Annotated in this window: 7 protein-coding genes; 6 read left to right on the forward strand and 1 reads right to left on the reverse strand. The window is 73.4% G+C overall.

Annotated elements, in window-relative coordinates; all coding sequences use genetic code 11:
• Positions 1-21: 21 nt before the first annotated feature.
• Positions 22-1,686 (reverse strand): (2,3-dihydroxybenzoyl)adenylate synthase, encoded by a 1,665-nt coding sequence (locus tag IO29_RS34615; protein WP_030378521.1) that lies wholly within the window; start codon positions 1,684-1,686, stop codon positions 22-24.
• Between the two features lie 175 nt (positions 1,687-1,861).
• Between IO29_RS34615 and IO29_RS34620 the strand changes: the two genes are divergently transcribed.
• From IO29_RS34620 to IO29_RS34645, 6 genes are read left to right on the forward strand one after another with little or no spacing between them, the layout of a single operon-like run.
• A complete protein-coding gene (locus tag IO29_RS34620; RefSeq protein WP_030378522.1) occupies positions 1,862-8,587 on the forward strand; it encodes a non-ribosomal peptide synthetase in 6,726 nt (2,241 codons plus the stop codon).
• On the forward strand, positions 8,584-14,139 hold the full coding sequence (locus IO29_RS34625; RefSeq protein ID WP_030378523.1) for a non-ribosomal peptide synthetase: 5,556 nt from the start codon (positions 8,584-8,586) through the stop codon (positions 14,137-14,139). Before IO29_RS34620 ends, IO29_RS34625 begins: the two co-directional genes overlap by 4 nt.
• Positions 14,136-15,308: a saccharopine dehydrogenase NADP-binding domain-containing protein gene (locus tag IO29_RS34630; protein ID WP_030378524.1), complete on the forward strand. Its 1,173-nt coding sequence runs from the start codon at positions 14,136-14,138 to the stop codon at positions 15,306-15,308. The genes IO29_RS34625 and IO29_RS34630 overlap by 4 nt, the downstream gene beginning before the upstream one ends.
• Positions 15,305-17,353 (forward strand): Gfo/Idh/MocA family oxidoreductase, encoded by a 2,049-nt coding sequence (locus tag IO29_RS34635; protein ID WP_030378525.1) that lies wholly within the window; start codon positions 15,305-15,307, stop codon positions 17,351-17,353. Before IO29_RS34630 ends, IO29_RS34635 begins: the two co-directional genes overlap by 4 nt.
• A gap of 7 nt (positions 17,354-17,360) precedes the next feature.
• Positions 17,361-18,632: a cytochrome P450 gene (locus IO29_RS34640; protein WP_030378526.1), complete on the forward strand. Its 1,272-nt coding sequence runs from the start codon at positions 17,361-17,363 to the stop codon at positions 18,630-18,632.
• Positions 18,629-19,498, forward strand: a complete 870-nt coding sequence (locus tag IO29_RS34645) for a thioesterase II family protein (RefSeq protein ID WP_030378527.1) — start codon at positions 18,629-18,631, stop codon at positions 19,496-19,498. Before IO29_RS34640 ends, IO29_RS34645 begins: the two co-directional genes overlap by 4 nt.
• Positions 19,499-19,562: the final 64 nt, after the last annotated feature.

Raw genomic sequence — 19,562 nt, forward strand, 5'->3', positions numbered from 1 at the left:
GGTGCCCCTGCACGCCCAGCGTCACTTCCGCGACAGTTCCTGCGCGAGAGTGGCCTTGTCGACCTTTCCCACGGCGGTGAGCGGGAGGTCGACGACCTGGACCACCTCGTCCGGCGTCTTGTACTCGGCGAGCCCGCGCTCCCTCAGATGGGCGGCCACCTCCCGCGCGCCCGGGGCCTGACCCGCGCAGACCACGAAGGCCACGGTCCGCTCACCCCGGCGCTCGTCCGGCACACCCACCAGCGCCGCCGCCGTGATCGCCGGATGGGTGAGCAACTGCTCCTCCACCTCGACCGAGGCGATCTTCTCACCGCCGCGGTTGATCTGGTCCTTGATCCGGCCCACCACCACGAGGTGCCCGGTCGGCAGCCGCCGTACGACGTCGCCGGTCCGGTAGTAGCCGTCCGGGGTGAACGCCGTGCGGTTGTGGTCCTCGGCGCGGTAGTAGCCACGCAGCGTGTACGGGCCGCGGGTGAGCAGTTCCCCCGGCGAACCGTCCGGCACGGGCCTGCCGTCGGCGTCCACCACCAGGATCTCGTCGTCCGGCGAGACGGGCTGGCCCTGGGTGGCGCAGACGAGGTCCTCGGAGTCGTCGAGACGCGTGAGGTTGATCAGCCCTTCCGCCATCCCGAAGACCTGCTGCACATTCACCCCGAGCGCCGGTCCGAGTTTGCGGGCGTGCTCCTCCGGCAGCCGCGCCCCGCCGACCTGCACCACGGTGAGGCTGCCCAGGTCCCAGGCGCCGGAGGCCGCCTCGTCGATCCAGTGGGTGACGAGCGGTGGAGTGAGGGAGGTGAGGGTCACGCCCTCCCGTTCGACGAGCGCGAACGCCGTCTGCGGGCTGGGGTCCGGGGCGACGACGACCGTTCCGCCGGCCATCAGGGTGCCGAGCACGCCGGGGCAGGCGAAGGTGAAGTTGAACCCGATCGGCAGCACCGCGAGGTAGACGGTGCGCTCGTCGAGGGCGCAGACCTCGGCGCAGGCGCGGGCGTTGTACGCGTAGTCGTCGTGGGTGCGCGGGATGAGCTTGGGAAGGCCCGTGGTGCCGCCGGAGAGCAGCAGGAGGGCGACGTCGGCCGGGTCCGCTCCGCCGTCATCGGTACGCGGTCCCTGGACGGAGCCCGAAGAGGAGCCGGCAGGCGTCGGGGAAGACGCCGTCCGCAGCGACTCGAAGGAGACGAAGCCGCTCTCCGGCCCGGGATCGCCGACCACGACGACAAGCCGCGGCGAACGGCCCGGCCCGTGCTCCGACCGCACCGAGCGCATCAGCTCCACGTGGTCGAACCTGGCGTGCCGGTCGGGCACCACACAGGCCACCGCACCCGACACGCGTACCAGGTGACCGATCTCGCGCCGCCGGTGGCCGGGCATGGCGTGCACCGGGACGGCGCCGAGCCGCTGCAGGCCGAACCAGACGAGGACGAACTCGGCCCGGTTGGGGAGCTGGACCACGACGCGGTCGCCCCGCCCGACACCGTGACTCCGCAGTCCGCGGGCCACGCGGTCCGCCTCGGCGTCCAGGTCCGCGTAGGTCCACCGGCGGTCCCCGTCCACCAGGGCGACGCGCTCGCCGTGGGTGACCGCCGACTGGCGCAGCCGGGCGCCGAACGTCACTCCCTGCCAGTGGCCGGCGGCCCGGTAGCGCGCCGATTCCGCCTCGGACCAGGTCTGTTCGGTCTCCGTCATGGGGCTCTGCCTCTCGTTTGCGGGCCTCGGGCTCTGGCGTCGAGGCCCTTCATGTGACTACGATGTGAAGCATAGAAATGATAATCATTTCTATCTAGGATGTTTGCGGCCCCCTCCCCGAAGCCCGGCCTCGGCACAGCACCCCACCCGCCCCTCCGACCGGAAGGTCCCCGCAGTGAGCGATGAAGCAGTCGTCCAGGCACGAACAGCGGCAGGCGAGGGGGCCCTTCACGCATCCGGCGCGGTGCGGGAAGCGGTGGCCCGCGCGCTGGAGCTGGCGCCGCACGAGCTGGACGACGATCGCGACCTCTTCGAACTCGGCCTCGACTCACTCGCGTTGATGTCCCTGATCGGCACCTGGCGTCGCGCGGGCAGCACGGTCACCTTCCAGGACCTCACCCGCACGCCGACCCTCGGCGCCTGGACGGACCTGCTCGCACGAGAGAGTGCCGCAGGGACCGGCACCGCACATCCGGCCACGGCCGGACCGCTCTCCTCCGTGCAAGCGCCCGGCGCCGACACGGAACCCTTCCCGCCGGCGACGATGCAGCACGCCTACTGGATCGGGCGCCAGGACGGCCAGCCCCTCGGCGGCGTCGCCGCCCACTTCTACGTCGAGCTCGACGGCCACGACGTCGACCCCGACCGGCTCGGCACCGCCCTGCGCGCCCTGGTGCGCCGTCACGGCATGCTGAGGGCCGTCTTCGACGAGGACGGGCGGCAGCACTACGGCCCACCGGGAGACCCCCTCACCGTCCACGACCTGCGCCACCGCGATCCGGGCGACGCCGAGACCGAACTGGAGCTGCTGCGCGAGCGCAACACCCACGCACGCCCCGACATCACCTCCGGCGACGTCTTCCGCGCGGCCCTGTGCCTGCTCCCCGAGGGGCGGACCCGGCTGCAGATCGACCTCGACATGATGGCCGGCGACGCGCTGAGCCTCAGGGTCCTCCTGTCAGACCTGCGCCGCCTCTACGACTGTCCCGACGACCAGCCTCGCGAACTCGCCCTCGACTACCGGCAATACCTCGCGGAACACGACGCCCGGCGCAAGGCGGAACGCGAGCAGCACGCGGCCTGGTGGCGCGAACGCCTGCCCCAGCTGCCCCGCGCCCCGCGCCTGCCGACGACCGTCGACCCGCTGACCCCGGTCGACGCCGACGACACCACGCTCACCCACTCACGCCGCCTGCACCACTGGCTGGGACCCGCCGACAAGGCCGCCCTGATCAGCGCCGCACGACGGCACGGCATCACCCCCGCCGCCGCCCTCGCCACCGTGTTCGCCGAAGTCGTCGCCGCCTGGAGCGACAGTCGGCGCTTCCTGCTCAACCTCCCGCTCTTCGACCGGGAGATGATCACCGAGGACGTCGCCGGCCTGGTCGGCGACTTCAGCAGCTCGGTCCTGCTCGACGCGGATCTCGGCGCGGCCCTGCCGTTCTCCCGCCAGGCCCGCAAACTTCAGGAACGCCTCCAGGAGGGGATCTCGCACGGCGCGTACGGCGGGGTGGAGGTGCTGCGCGACCTCGCCCGCGCCGAGGGAGCCCCCGTGCTGGCCCCGGTCGTCTACACCAGCGCCATCGGACTGGGCGAGATCTTCGAACAGGATGTCCAGGAGTCCTTCGGCCGCCCCTCCTGGATCATCTCCCAAGGTCCCCAGGTCTACCTGGATGCCCAGGTCACCGAACTCGACGGCGGCCTCCTCCTCAACTGGGACGTCCGTGACGGCGTGCTGGAGGCCGGGGTTCCGGACGCGGCGTTCGACGCCTACCGCCGCCTCATCACCCGCCTGACCACCGACCCCGAAACCTGGTCCCGGCCGGTGGACGGCCTCCTCGCCCCCGACGTCCTGCCGCGACGCGCGGTGGCGGCCCTGCCGCCCACGCCACCGCCGGACCGCGCCCTGCACACCCGGTTCTTCCGGCTCGCCGAGACCGAGCCGGGCCGCGTCGCCGTCGTCCGAACCAGCGGCGACACCCTCGCCTACGGCGAACTCGCCGATACAGCCCGCAGGATCACCGCGCTGCTGCGCGAGCACGGCGTACAGGAGGGCGACACCGTCGCGCTGACCCTGCCCAAGGGCGCCGACCAGATCGCCGCCGTCCTCGGCATCCTGGCGGCCGGTGCCGCGTACGCCCCTGTCGGCGTCGAGCAGCCCGCCGTACGCCGCGAACGCATTCACTCCGTGGCCGGCGCCGTCGCCGTGCTCACCGACCGGGAGCACGCGCCGCTCTGCGAGGGGGTTTCCACGGCCCCGGTGCTCCTACTGGAGGACGCCGGGACGCTGGAGCCCGCCCCCGTGGTCCAGCCGGATCCCGCCCTGCCCGCCTACGTGCTGTTCACCTCCGGCTCCACGGGGCTGCCCAAGGGCGTCGAGGTGTCGCACCGCGCCGTCGTCAACACGGTCGAGGCGATGGAGGAGCAGCTCGGCCTCGGCCCCGCCGACCGCACCCTGGCGATCTCCGCGCTCGACTTCGACCTCGCCGCCTGGGACATCTTCACCCCGTTGTCGCTCGGCGGACAGGTCGTCACGATCGGCCAGGACCAGCGCCGCGACGCCCACCACTGGGCCCGCTTGGTGCGCGAGCACGGTGTGACGCTGGTGCAGTGCGTGCCCGCCCTGCTGGACCTGCTGATGGCCGCCGGGGAGAACGACGGACTCGGCGACTCCCTGCGCATGGTGCTGCTCGGCGGTGACTGGGTCGGCCTCGACCAGCCCCGCAGGCTGCGTGCCCTCGTACCCGGCTGCCGCTTCGTGGCCCTCGGCGGCATGACGGAGGCGGCCGTCCACTCCACGGTGTTCGAGGTCGAGGAGACCGACCCCGCCTGGAGGTCCGTGCCCTACGGCGTTCCGCTGCGCAACATGCGGGCCCGGGTCGTGGACGGACGGGGGCGCGACTGCCCCGACCTCGTCCCCGGCGAGCTGTGGATCGGCGGACCCGGCGTGGCCAACGGGTACCGGGCCGACCCCGAGCGCACCGCCGAGCGCTTCGTCGAGTACGACGGCGAACGCTGGTACCGCAGCGGCGACCTCGCCCGCTACCGGCCCGACGGCGTACTGGAGTTCCTGGGCCGCGCCGACCACCAGGTGAAGATCGGCGGCCACCGCATCGAACTCGGCGAGGTCGAGTCCGCCCTGGAGGACGACCCCGCCGTGCTGCACGCGGTCGCCTGCGTCCTGGACACCCCCGCACGGCACCTCGCCGCAGCCGTCTCCGCGCCCGGGGGCGCACCGGATCCGGACCAGGTGCGGCTTCGGGCGGGACAGCGGCTTCCGGCCTACATGGTCCCCGAGCGCCTCGTCGTTCTGCGCGACCTTCCGCTGAACGCCAACGGCAAACTGGACCGGGCCGCCGTCCGCCGGATACTGACCGAGGCGGCCGGCGACGACGGCCCCCGGACCTCCGCACCGGTCGGCCCGGTGGAGACCGCCGTGGCGGCCGAGTGGGCCGACCTGCTGGACGTGGCCGAAGTGGGCCGGGAGAGCAGCTTCTTCCTCCTCGGCGGCGACTCCCTCGTCGCGACCCGGATGATCGGTCGACTGCGTGCCGCCGGATTCCCCCGCGCCCGCGTCGCCGACCTCTTCGCCCGCCCGGTGCTCCAGCACTTCTGCGAGACGCTGCGCCCCGAGGCAGTGAAGGGCACCGAGACGGAACCCGCCCCCGTCCTGGCCACCGACCCGGCCAACGCCCACGAGCCCTTCCCGCTCACGGACGTCCAGGCCGCCTACCACACGGGCCGCGACCCCCGCTTCACCCTCGGCGGCGTCGGTACCTGGCACTACACGGAGTTCGACGGCACGGACGTCGACCTGGACCGGCTGGAACGCGCCTGGAACACCCTCGTCCGACGGCACGGCATGCTCCGCGCGGTCGTGGCGGACGGACACCAGCGCGTCCTGCCCGACGTACCGCCCCTGCGCATACCGGTGGCGGACGTCCCGGCCGACCACGATGCCGCCCCCGCGCTGGCCGGCCTGCGTGCCCGCCTGTCCCAGCAGGTGCGCGACCCCGCCCGGTGGCCCCTCTTCGCGGTAGAGGCGGTGCGCTACCAGGACGGCGGCGACACGCGCACCCGTATCGGCGTCGGACTGGACTACCTGGTCCTCGACGCCCTCTCCATCACCACGCTCTACGCCGAACTCAACGCGCTCTACGCCGATCCCGAGCACGAACTCCGGCCCGTCGACGTCTCCTTCCGCGACTACCTGACCGGGCTGCCCGCCGACTCTGACTCGGCCGAGCGGGCCCGCGCCCACTGGCGGACGCGGCTGTCCGAACTGCCGCCCCCGCCCCCACTGCCCCTCGACCGGGACCCCGCGACCCTCGACGCGCCCGTCTTCACCCGGCGCCGGCTGAGCCTGCCCGCAGACGACTGGCAGACCGTCAAGCGGGACGCGGCCCGGCACGGACTCACGCCGTCCACCGTCCTGCTGGCCCTGTACGCGGAGGTCTTGGCTGCCTGGAGCGGCGCCGACGCGCTGACCGTCACGCTCACCCTGTTCAACCGCCGTGACGTCCACCCCCACATCCACCGCGTCCTGGGCGACTTCACCTCCCTCTCCCTGGCCGGGTACCGACGCGACGGCGCGTCCTGGCTGGCGGCGGCCGGAGCACTGCAACGCCGCCAGGCGGAGGACCTGGACCACCTGAACGTCCCGATCGACTGGCTGCTGCGCGAGTTCGGCCGACGTACGGGCACCGTGGACGCGGCCGCACCCGTGGTGTTCACCAGTGCCGTCGGCGTCGGCGACGCGACCCTGGCCGGCTCGGGCACGGGTCTGCCCGCCAAGGTCTGGGGCATCTCGCAGTCCCCCCAGGTGTGCCTGGACAACCAGGTCACCGAGGAGTCCGGGAACCTGGTCGTCACTTGGGACGCCGTCGAGGAACTCTTCCCCCCGGGCGTGCTGGACGCGATGTTCGACGCCTACGGAAGGCTGCTGCGGTACGCCGTCGCCGGCGACTGGGACGCGCCGCTGCCCGACCTGCTGCCCGCGTCCCACTACGAACGGCGGGCCGCCGCCGCGCTGGAGGCAGCCCTGGAACCGGTGGTCCCGCGTCCGCTGCACGAGGCGTTCTTCGCCCACGCTGAGGCCACTTGCGACCGCGTCGCCCTCGTCACGACGGCCGGGGAGGAGGTGACCTACGGAACCCTCGCCGAGCAGGCGCTGCGCACGGCCGCCGCACTCGGTGACGCGGGCGTCGTCCCGGGTGAACTCGTCGCCGTCACCGTGCCCAAGGGGCCGGAGCAGATCGCCGCGGTCCTCGGCGTCCTCGCGGCCGGTGCCGCCTACGTACCGCTGAGCCTCGAACAGCCCGTCGCACGGCTGGAGCGGGTACACGCCACTGCCGGGTTCCGCGCCGTGGTGGGCGACTGGCCCGCCCGGGGAAGGACGGCTCCCCGCGCCCTGTCGGTCACGGACACACGGGACCACGAGCCGCTGCCCGCCCCTTGGAAGGTGCTTCCCGAAGCACTCGCCTACGTCATCTTCACGAGCGGATCCACCGGCGAGCCCAAGGGCGTCCAGATCACTCACGCGGCCGCCTGGAACACGATCGCGGACGTCAACACCCGGCATGGCATCGGCGCGGACGACCGCGTGTTCGCCCTGTCCGCGCTGGACTTCGACCTCTCCGTGTACGACGTCTTCGGGCTGCTCGGAGCCGGTGGTTCCCTCCTGCTGCCCACGGAGGAGCAGCGCCGTGAACCGGCCCGCTGGCCGAGCCTGCTCGACCGGTTCGGAGTGACCGTCTGGAACACCGTGCCGGCCCTGCTGGACCTGCTCCTCGACGCCGACGAGCAGGAGACGCCGGAGGTGCCGGAGCGCGCCCGCCTCGCGGGGCTGCGGACGGCACTGGTCTCCGGCGACTGGATCGGGCTCGACCTGCCCGGCCGGCTACGCGAACGCACCGCACGGAGCTGCGCCTTCGTCGCCATGGGCGGCGCGACCGAGGCGGCCATCTGGTCCAACACGCTCACCGTCGAGGAACCGGACCCCCGGTGGGTCTCCATCCCCTACGGCCGCCCGCTGACCGGGCAGCACTATCGCGTGGTCGACCGGAGCGGGCGGGACTGCCCCGACTGGACGCCCGGCGAACTGTGGATCGGCGGCGGGGGACTGGCCGTCGGATACCTCGCCGACCCGGCCCGCACCGCCGAGAAGTTCGTCGAACAGGACGGGCGGCGCTGGTACCGGACCGGTGACCTGGGCCGGTTCCGGGGAGACGGGCTGATCGAGTTCCTCGGCCGCCTCGACAGCCAGCTGAAGATCGCCGGCCACCGCATCGAGGCCGGCGAGATCGAGGCCGCGCTGGAGTCCCACCCTGGTGTGGCCCGCGCCACCGTCGTGGCCGTGGGGGAGCGCACCGCCAAGCGCCTGGCCGCCTTCGCCGTACCGAACGAGCCGACGTCGCTTGCCGAGCCCGGCGGGCCCGTGGAGGCGGAGACGACCGTGCGGGACGCGGACCTCACGGAAAGCCTCTTCGCCCTGCTGGCCGAGCGAGTGCCCGTCTACGCGATCCCCTCCCGCATTCAGCTGCTGCCCGCCCTGCCGCTCACCGCGAACGGCAAGGTGGACCGGGGCGCCCTCGCGGCGATGGCGGAACCCGACATCGCGCCGACCGAGGCCGAACCGCCGGTCGGAGAGACCGAGACGGCCGTGGCCGGCCTCTGGAGCGAGTACCTGCCGAACTGGGCACCGGACCGCACCGCCAACTTCTTCACCGCGGGCGGCGACAGCCTCACCGCCCTGCGCCTGCTCACCGCGATCGAGCGCCGTCTCGGGGCCGCCGTGCCCGTCCGGCGCTTCTTCGCCGCACCGACCGTCGCCGCGCTGGCCGCGGACATCACTCGAACGCTCGCGGCCCACGGGACCGCCTACGAGACCGGAGAGCTGTGAACATCGCTGAACTGCTGGCCCGTTACGCCGACGACGGCGTGGTGCTGTGGGCCCACGACGGACAACTGCGTTTCCGCGCCCCCCAGGGCCGGCTCACCGACACCCACCGGGCCGAACTGCGCACCCACAAGGAAGCCATCCTGCGTCACCTGGAGGCGGGGGAGCCGCAGCTGCGGGCCGACCCGGACAGCCGCCACGAGCCGTTCCCGCTGACGGACATCCAGGCCGCCTACCTCATCGGCCGCACCGACGCCTACGCCTACGGAGGTGTCGGCTGCCACGCCTACGTCGAACTGGAATACCCCGACCTCGACGTGGACCACGTCACCACCGTGTGGCGTGAACTGGTTCAGCGGCACGACATGCTCCGCGCCGTCATCCATCACGACGGCTACCAGAAGATCCTGGCCGACGTACCCGATCTCGGTATCGACGCCGACGACCTGACCGGCCTCCCGCCGGCCGAAGCCGAGGTGGAGGTGGAGCGCACCCGGGCGAGACTGTCCGCCCGCGAGACGCCCACCGACCGGTGGCCGCTCTTCGGGGTCCACGTGAGCCGGACCGCCGAGCGGGCCGTGCTCCACCTCGCCTTCGACATGCTGGTCGTCGACCACGCCAGCCTGCGCATCCTGCTCGCCGAGTTCCAGCGCCGCCACGGCGGCGAGCCCCTCACCGAGGCACCGCGGATCACCTTCCGCGACTACGTCCTGGCCCGCCGCGTCCTCACCGAGACCGACGCGTACACCCGCGACCGCGCCTACTGGACCGAGCGGCTCGACACCCTGCCGCCGGCGCCCGAACTGCCCCTCGCCGAAACCTGGGAGGCGGGCGTCAGCGACCCGCGGGAGAAAGCTCACGCCGCCGACCCGCACGAGTCGGGGACCTTCCGCCGGCTGGAGGTCCTGCTGACCGCGGCCGAACGGGACCGCCTCACCGAGCGGGCCGCGCGCCGAGGGCTCACCCTGTCCACGGCGCTGCTCACCGCGTACGCCGAGACGGTAGGCCGCTGGTCGCGCGCCGGCCGGTTCACGCTCAACGTGCCGACGGTGGACCGGCCCGACCTGCACGAGGACATCGGCCGCCTCGTGGGCGACTTCACCTCGCTCGAACTGCTCGCCGTGGACCTGGACGCCCCGGCCGCCTTCGCCGAACGGACGCGGCTCCTCGGGGAGCAGCTCCTGGAAGACCTCGCGCACCCCCTGTTCACGGGCTCGGAGGTACTCGCCGAGCTGTCCCGCCGGGCCGGCGCGCCGGTGCTGATGCCGGTGGTCTTCACCAGCGCCCTGGGATCCGACGCCACCTCCGAGGGCGTACCCCCCGAGGTGACGTACGCCGTGACCCGGACACCGCAGGTCTGGCTCGACTGCCAGGTCATGCACCGCGGCGACACGCTGAGCCTGTCCTGGGACATCCGCGAGGGCGCCCTCGCCCACGGTGTCGCCGACGCGATGTTCGAGGCGTACACGGGCCTCGTGCGGACCCTGTCGGCCGAGGGCGCGGCAGGCGACGCCGCCTGGGACGCCCCGGCCGGCATCACGCTGCCCGAGGACCAGGCCGTGCGGCGGAACGCCGTCAACGCGACCGCGGGACCACTGCCGGACTCCCTGCTCCACGAACCGGTCCTCGCCCAGGCCCGGATCACACCCGAGGCGATCGCCGTCCGCACCCCGGAACTGACCCTCACCTACCAGCAGCTCATCGCCCGTGCCACCGCCGTCGCCGAAGCACTGACGGCGTCGGGACTGCGGGCCGGTGAGCCCGTGGCCATCTGGGCGGACAAGGGCTGGGAGCAGGTCGTCGCGGTCTTCGGCACGCTGATGGCCGGCGGCGCCTACCTCCCCGTGGACACGGCCCAGCCGCCGGCCCGCCGGGACACGATCATCGCGGACGCGGGTGTCCGCACGGTCCTCACCCAGTCCTGGCTCGCCGAGATCGATGACCTCCCGGAAGGCGTCACGGCGGTCGCCGTCGACCTCCTGCCCCAGATTTCGCAGGCGGCGCCCGCCGCGAGCGCAACCCCGCGCGACCCGGACGATCTCGCGTACATCATCTACACCTCGGGCTCGACCGGAACACCCAAGGGCGTGATGATCAGTCACCGAGCCGCCCTCAACACCGTCGAGGACGTCAACCGTCGCTTCGGCGTCTCCGAGCGCGACCGTGTTCTCGGCATCGCGGGACTCGGCTTCGACCTGTCCGTGTACGACCTGTTCGGGCCGCTCGCCGTGGGCGCCTGTCTCGTCCTGCCCGCCGCCGACCGGCGCGGCGACCCCTCCCACTGGGCCGAACTCGTCCGGGACTTCCGAGTCACCGTGTGGAACTCGGTCCCCGGCCAGCTCCACATGCTGTGCGACTGGCTGCGCTCCGAGCCTCCGACCGACGACGCCACACTCCGACTCGCGCTGATATCCGGCGACTGGATACCCGTCGCCCTGCCGGACCAGGCCCGTGAGCTGCTCCCCGGCCTCGAGGTCGTCTCCCTCGGCGGCGCCACCGAAGGCTCCATCTGGTCCATCGCCCACGCCGTCGACGCCGTGGACACGGACCGCCCGAGCATCCCTTACGGCAGGCCCCTGACCAACCAGACCTTCGCCGTACTCGACCGGCACCTGCGGGCACGGCCCGAATGGGTGCCGGGGGAGCTGTTCATCGGCGGCGCCGGTGTAGCCCTGGGCTACTTCGGCGACGAGAGCCGCACGGCGGAGCGGTTCCTCTCCGACCCCGCCACCGGACAGCGGCTCTACCGCACCGGTGACCTGGGGCGGTACCTTCCCGACGGCACCATCGAGTTCCTGGGCCGGGAGGACGCCCAGATCAAGATCCGCGGCTACCGGGTCGAACTCGCCGAGGTGGAAGCCGCCGTACAGGCCCACCCGGAGGTCGCGGCGGGCGCCGTCATCGTGGACGACTCGGCGGCCGGCGGCCGGCGCCTGGCCGCGTTCGTGGAGACGGCCCGCAAGGACGGCACGCCCGACGCGGACGCCGGCAGCGCCGGTACGCCGACGCCCCGGGCCCAGGCGCGCGCCGCTGCCGCCGACGCCGTACGGGAAGCCTCCGCGGCCGTCGACGCCGCGCGGCTGACCGCATTCCTGGCCGCCCTCGACGAGGTGGCCCTCGCGGAGATGACCCGCGTCCTGGACGCCTCCGGGGTGTTCGCCGACGGCGCGTCGCGCACCGCGGAGGAGGTGGGCACGGCGCTCCGTGCCACCCCCCGCCACCGGCACATCGTGCGGCGCTGGCTGCGTGCGCTGGCGGCACGCGACCGGCTCACCCACCAGGAGTCCGACGATACCTACACCGGGCTCGTCCCCGTCTCCGCGCCCGACGCGGAGCACTGCTGGCAGCGGACCGCGGAGCTGGAGCACGAGATCGGCTGGAGCACCGAACTGCTCACCGTCATGCGCACCTGCGCCGAGCGGCTGCCCGGGCTGGTCTGCGGCGACACGGGCATCCGGGAACTGCTCTTCCCCGGTGCGGCGACCGAGGCCGCCGACGCCGCCTACCGCGACAACCTCGCCATCCGGCACCTCAACCGCGCGCTGGTCGCCGCGCTGCGCGAGATCGCCGCGGGCCACACCGGCGAGGAGCGGCTGCGTGTCCTGGAGGTGGGCGGCGGCGTCGGCGGCACCACCGGCGAACTGGTGCCCGTCCTCGCCGAGTACGGCGTCGACTACCTGTTCACGGACCCCTCCGCGTTCTTCCTGAACGAGGCCCGCGAGCGCTTCGCCGACCACGCATGGGTCCGCTACCAGCGCTTCGACGTCGACGAGGACCCGCGCGCCCAGCACCTGCTGCCCAACACCTTCGACGTGGTGATCTGCGCCAACACCCTGCACGCCGCCGCCGACGCGGACGCGGCCGTGGGCCGCCTGCGGGAACTGCTCGTCCCCGGCGGACAGCTCGTGTTCGTGGAGAACACCCGCGACGAGAACCTGCCGCTGCTGATCTCCATGGAGTTCCTGGAGGTCGCGGGCCGGACCTGGACCGACGTGCGCGAGCACACCGGCCAGTCCTTCCTCACCCACACCCAGTGGCGCGAACTCCTGGACGCGCACGCCGCGTCCGAGGTCACGTCGCTGCCCGCCGCCCAGGACGCGCTGGCCCTGACCGGCCAGGAGCTCTTCCTCGCCACCGTCAAGGACGACCGGCACCACGTCCCGGCGGGTGAACTGGCCCGCACGGCGGCGACCCGGATCCCGGAGTACATGCTCCCCTCCGTGTGGCAGGTCGTCGACGCCCTGCCCCGCACGGCCAACGGCAAGACCGACCGCGCCCGCCTGCGGACCTGGCTGCCCCGCGAGAGCGCCCCGGTCGTCGTGGACGAGAAGCCCAAGGACGACCTGGAGCACAGTCTCGCCGACCTCTGGTCCGAACTCCTCGCCGTCGACGGCGTCACCCGCAACGACGACTTCTTCGACCTCGGCGGCGACTCGCTCCTCGTCGCCCGCATGGTGGGCCGGCTCCGCGAACGCGTGCCGCAGGCCGCCGACCTGGAGTGGGAGGTCGTACTGCGCCACATGCTGCGCCGCCCGACGGTCGCCGGTCTCGCCGCGTTCCTGCGCTCCCTGGCCGGCCCCGAGGACGCGCCCGCCGCCGACGCGGTCCGCACGGACCCCGTGATCCATCTGCACGGCGCCCGGTCCGACGACGAACCCACGACCGTGCTCGTGCACGCCGGCACCGCGACGATCATGCCCTACCGGGCACTGATCACCGAGATCCGGCGCCGCTCACCCGGCCTCGCCGAAGTCGTGGGCGTGGAGGTCCCCGACCTGAGCGGCTTCCTCGCCGCACCGCCGCAGGGACTCATCGAGCAGATGGCGGCCGACTACGCCCGCGCCCTCACGGCCGACGGCCGCAGCCGCTTCCACGTCGTCGGCTACTGCCTGGGCGGCCTGATCGCCACCGAGGTGGCCCGCAACCTGGCCGAGTCGGGGGCGGAGGTGGAGAGCCTCACCGTCATCAGCAGCCACAGCCCCCGCTTCCGGCTGGACGACGAACTGCTCGCCGAGTACTCCTTCGCCGTCATGATGGGCATCGACCCCGCCGACCTCGGCTTCCCGGACGACCAGTACCGGGTGGCCGCCGCGGCCGACGCGGTCCTGGCCGCCAGCCCCGGTGTCCTGCCCGACGGCGGACTCGCCGCGCTGCCCGAGGAGTTCGCGGACGTCGCCGGACGCTTCCGCGAACTGGCCGACATCCCCCGCGCCACCCGCATCGCCCGGATGTGCGAGGCGGTGCCCGCCTCGGCCGGCACCTACGAACCCGACCACATGACACGGCTCTTCCTCGCCTTCCGGCAGAGCGTCTTCGCCATCACCCGCTACGACGCCGAGCCCTACGCCGGTGACATCACCTTCCTGCGCCACGACGGCGCCTACCCCTTCCCCGGCAGCAAGGACGCCGTCACCACCTACTGGGAGGAACTCACTCTGGGCGACCTGGACATCGTCGACATCGGCGGCGACCACTACAGCTGCCTCTCCGTCGAGCACGCGCCCGGCATCCTCAAGACCCTCGCCGAGCTGACCCAGGGGGCGATCACCCGATGAACAAGCCTGTGATCGGAGTGCTGGGCGCCTCCGGCGCGGTCGGCCGGGCCGCCGTACGCGAACTGCGCGCCCTCGGCCACACCGGCCTCCGCCTGGGCGGCCGGACCGCGTCCGCCCTGTGCGCGGTCGCCGATGAGGACCCCGCCGGCCACGACGAGACCGTCTGGGCCGACGCCACCGCACCGGACGGCCTGCGCACCTTCACCGAGGGCTGCGACCTCGTCCTCAACTGCGTCGGACCCACCTACCGGCTGCGGGCCACCGTGGCCTTCGCGGCACTCGACGCCGGCGCGCACTGCGTCGACGTGGCCGGGGACGACCCCGCCGCCGAGGACCTCGACAAGGGCAGCGACCCGGTCCGCGACGCCCGCGCGGTCGTCCTGTCCGCGGGCGCCCTGCCCGGCCTGTCCAGCCTCCTGCCCCGCTGGCTCGCGACGCGCGGCGGCCTGGACGGTGCCACGGCGCTGACCGCCTACTGCGGCGGCCTGGAGACCTGTTCGCCGACGGTCGCCCACGACCTGATGCTGTCCCTCAGCTCGGGAGGCGCGGACGGCGCGGCCTACGGGGAGGCCCTCGCCGCCGTCCGCGGCGGCCGGCGCGTCTCGCGCGCCCTGCGCACCGACGAGGACGCCGCGCACGAGGCGTTCCCCGGCCGGGTCGCCGTACAGCCCTATCTCAGCGGTGAGAGCGAACGCCTCGCCACCGCCCTCGGCCTCGACCGGCTCGACTGGTACAACGTCCACCCCGGCCCTGCCGTACGCGCGCTGCTGAACCTCCTGCCGGGCCGTCTGGCGGCCGGGGACGACCCGGACGCGCTGGCCGAGCGGCTGATGCTCGCAGCCGACCTCGACCTGGCCGGACGCAGGCCCTACTACGTCATGGACTTCGCGCTCTCCGGCACCGCGTCGGGCACGCCCGACACCGCTGGGCTGACCCTGCGCGCGGCCAGCAGCTACCGGCTCACCGCCGCCGTGGGCGCGCTCGCGGCGGACGCGGTGCTGCGCGGCCGGGTGGGTGCGGGCGTGCACTTCGCGTGTGACGTGCTGGACCCGGACACCGTGGTGGGGCACCTGCGCTCCCACGGCGTCGCCGACCTCCACCTCACCGGAACGGCCGCCGAGGCCGAGCAGGTCGAGCAGGTCGAGCAGGTCGAGGAGGGTGTCCTGTGAGCACCGCGACACCCCTGCGTGTCCTGGTCTGCGGCACCAACTTCGGCCGCTTCTACGCCGAGGCGGTGCGCCGGCGCCCCGGGTACACCCTGGCGGGCATCCTCAGCAGGGGGTCGGCGGCCTCCCGGACGTACACCGAGAGCCTGGGCGTCCCCTACTACACCGATGTCGACGACCTCCCCGCCGACATCGACGCCGCCTGCGTGGCGGTGAGTTCGTCCATCTCGGGCGGCCAGGGCACCGACCTGGCGCGGGCGCTGATGGACCGGGGCATCCACGTCCTCCAGGAACACCCCGTCCACCTGACCGAGTTGACCGGCAACCTCAAGCACGCCCGCAGCCGCGGCGTCCAGTACCGGCTCAACACCCACTACCCGCACGTGGCTCCGGTCCGCTCCTTCGTCGAAGCGGCCCGGCGGCTCGTCGCCCGCCAACGCCCTCTGTTCCTGGACGCCGCCACCCCGGTCCACCTGATGCACCCCCTGGTGGACATCCTCGGGCAGGCCATGGGCACCCTGCGTCCCTGGCGTTTCGCGGACCCGGCGCCGCTGCCTGCCGAGATCGGGCCGCAGCCCTTCCGCTCCCTGCACGGAGTCTTCGCCGGCGCACCCCTCACCCTGCGGGTGCACCACCAGCTCGACCCGTCCGACCGTGACAACCACGCCCTGCACTGGCACCGGATCTCCCTCGGCACCGAAGGCGGAGTGCTCACCCTCGCCGACACCCACGGTCCCGTGCTGTGGAGCCCCCGCCTGCACATCGGGCGGGACGCCGACCGCCGCTTCGTCCTGGACGGTCCGGGCACCGGCCGCCTGGGGCTCGGAAGCACGGCCGTGGTCGGCAGCACCGGGTCCTTCCGAACCGTCTTCTCCGACCTGTGGCCGGAAGCGATCGGCAGCACGCTCGACGGGCTGCGCGACGCGATCACGCAGGGCGGCGACGTCCTGCGCGCGGGACAGTACGACCTGGCCGTGTGCCGCATCTGGAGCGACCTCGCGGCCCGGCTCGGACCCCCCGAGATCGTCCGGCCGGCCACACCCCGGCCCCTCTCGGTGAGCGACGTCTTCCCCGCGCCGGAACGGTTTCCCTACGACACCAGTACCTCCCGCCCCGAACCCACCCCGCCGGCCGTCCCCGTGGAAAGGCCACCGGTCCGCCCAGCGGACACCGCCGCGTACTCCCCGTCCGCCGAGTTCTTCGACCTGGTAGCCGCCGAGCACACCGCGACCGCGAGCGCCCCGGCCGTCGCCGCTCTCCTCGCCGACGCAGACCTGGGCACCGGCCCCGTGGTGGACATCGGCGCCGGCACCGGTCTGCTGACCGAGGCCGTCGCCCGGGCACGGCCGGACGCGGAGATCATCGCCTGCGAACCGTCCGTCGGCATGCGCGCCGTACTCACCAGCCGGGTGTTCAGCGACGAGGACCTGCGGCCCCGGGTGACCGTCACCGCGGACGCCGCGCCGGACCTCGACCTGCCCGACCGGATCAGCGTGGTGCTGCTCTGCGGAGTCCTGGGCCACCTCGACGCCGAGGGGAGGGCCAGGCTGTGGCGGCGGGTGACCCGGCGGCTGGCGCCCGGCGGCCTCGTGATCGTCGAGCTCATGCAGTTCGAGGAACCGACGACCCTTCCCGAGACCCGGCTCGCCACCGCCACCGCCGGACGCCACCGCTACGAGTGGTCGTTCGGCGGCGCACCCGACGAGGCGGAGGACGGCGTGATGCGCCTGCACTCCACATGGCGGGTCTACCGGGACGGAGCCCCGCAGGCGGAACGCGAGGTGCGCGACTCGTACCGCTGGGAGCCCTTCGGACTGAAGGACGTGATCGCCGAGTCGGGCATGACCGCGCGCACCCTGCCCACCCGTCCCGGGGCACCCCCGCTGGCCGTCCTCACCCGGACCCCAGATCCGACCGACGAGGCCGCCGGAGCGCACCTCCCGCACGCGCGGACCGCACCCGACGCCCCGGACACCCCCGCCGGCCCGGCCTCCCCGGACCGCCCGCGCACCGACACCCCGCTCGTCTCCTCCTCCACCGACGCCTAGGACCACCATGAGACCCACCGAGACCTTCGCCCCCGAGACGACCTCCACCTCCGACCGGCCCGGCACGGACGCCGGGTCGGACCCCGCAGCCCCGCCCCGGGACTTCCCCATGCAACGCGGCTGCCCCTTCGCCGCGCCCGCGGAGTACGACGCGCTGCGCACCCACGACCCCGTCGCCCGCGTGACCCTGCCGACGAAGAAGGAGGCGTGGGTGGTCACCCGCTACGACGACGTACGCGAACTGCTCTCCGACCCCCGGGTCAGCGCCGACATCCGCCGTCCGGGCTTCCCGGCTCTCGGCGAGGGCGAACAGGAGGCCGGGGCGAGGTTCCGCCCCTTCATCCGCACCGACGCCCCCGAACACACCAAGTACCGGCGGATGCTCCTGCCGGTGTTCACCGTGCGCCAGGTGCGGGCGATGCGGCCCGCAGTGCAGGCCCGCGTCGACGAGATCCTGGACGGCATGCTCGCCGGCGGCGGACCCGTGGACTTCGTCTCCGTGTACGCCAACGCGGTCTCCACCTCGGTGATCTGCGAACTGCTCGGCATCCCCCGCGAGAACCTGGAGTTCTTCCGGGACGTCACCCGCGTCTCCGGCTCCCGCACCAGCACCGCCGAACAGGTCTCCGAAGCCCTCGGCGGCCTCTTCGGACTGCTCGCCGAACTGGTCGGCAAGCGGCGCGAGGAACCCCGCGACGACCTGATCTCCAAGCTCGTCACCGAGCAGCTCGTCCCCGGCCACGTGACCATGGACCAGTTGCTGTCCACGCTCGGCATCACCATCAACGCCGGCCGCGAGACCACCACCAGCATGATCGCCCTGAGTACCCTGCTCCTCCTGGACCGGCCGGAGCTGATGGAGGAACTGCGCAGCGACCCCTCCCTGCTGCCCGCCGCCGTCGACGAACTCCTGCGCGTCCTGTCCGTCGCCGACTCCATCCCGCTGCGGGTGGCCGCCGAGGACATCGACCTGTCCGGCCGGACGATCCCCGCCGACGACGGCGTCATCGCCCTTCTGGCCGGCGCCAACCACGACCCCGAGCAGTTCGACGACCCGGAGCGGGTCGACTTCCACCGCACCGACAACCACCACGTCGCCTTCGGCTACGGCGTCCACCAGTGCGTCGGGCAGCACCTGGCCCGGCTGGAACTGGAGGTCGCCCTGGAGACCCTGATCCGCCGCGTGCCCACCCTCCGCCTCGCGGGAGACCGGGACGACGTCGCCGTCAAGCACGACTCGGCCACCTTCGGCCTCGAAGAACTGAAGGTCACCTGGTGACCGCGCCCTCCGCGCCCAACACGCCCCTCCGGCACCCGGCGCAGCCCCCGGCACGGCCCTCGGCACGCGCCGCGCGCGCCGACAGCCCGTGGATCCGGCGGTGGAGCGGCGCCTCCGCACCCCGGTACACCCTGGTCTGCCTGCCGCACGCGGGCGGTAGCGCGGGCTTCTACCGGCCCTGGGCCGCCCTGACACCCCCCGAGGTCGAACTCCTCGCCATCCAGTACCCGGGCCGCGAGGACCGCTTCGAGGACCCCGAGGCGGCCGACATGGCCGAACTGGTGGGTGCGGTGGCGGACGCCGTCGCGCCGCTGCTCGACCGGCCGTACGCCCTCTTCGGGCACAGCATGGGCTCCGCCGTGGCCTGGGAACTCGCCCACGAGCTGCAACGGCGCCACATCCCCGGACCGCGGCGCCTGTTCGCCTCCGGCCGGGCCGCCCCCGGCACCGCCGTCACCGGGCAACTGCACCGCCAGGACGACGACACCCTGGGCGCCGAACTGGCCCGGCTGGGCGGCACCAGCCGGGAGGTCCTCGACGATCCCGGACTGCGCTCCCTGATCCTCACGGCCGTGCGCCACGACTACCGGATCATCGAGACCTACCGCCCGCCGGAGCGGCCACCGCTGTCCTGCCCCCTGCACGTCCTGACCGGCAGCACGGACCCGGAACTCGGATCGGAACGCGCCCGTGAACGGGCGGGCGGCTGGGCGGACCTCACCACCGCCCGCACCGAGGTACGCATCTTCCCCGGCGACCACTTCTATCTCACCCCGCGCCGCCGCGAGGTCGTCGCCACCGTCCTGCGCAGGCTGGACCCCTCCCTGACCACGGGCGGCGCCCACACCTGGCCGAGCACCCCGTGAGCCGCCGCACCGCCGCACCCGCACACCAGGCCACTCACACCCACCCGGCCATCCACGCCCGGAG

Origin of the sequence: Streptomyces sp. NRRL F-6676, assembly GCF_000725625.1 — a bacterium.
Classification (GTDB): Bacteria; Actinomycetota; Actinomycetes; order Streptomycetales; family Streptomycetaceae; genus Streptomyces.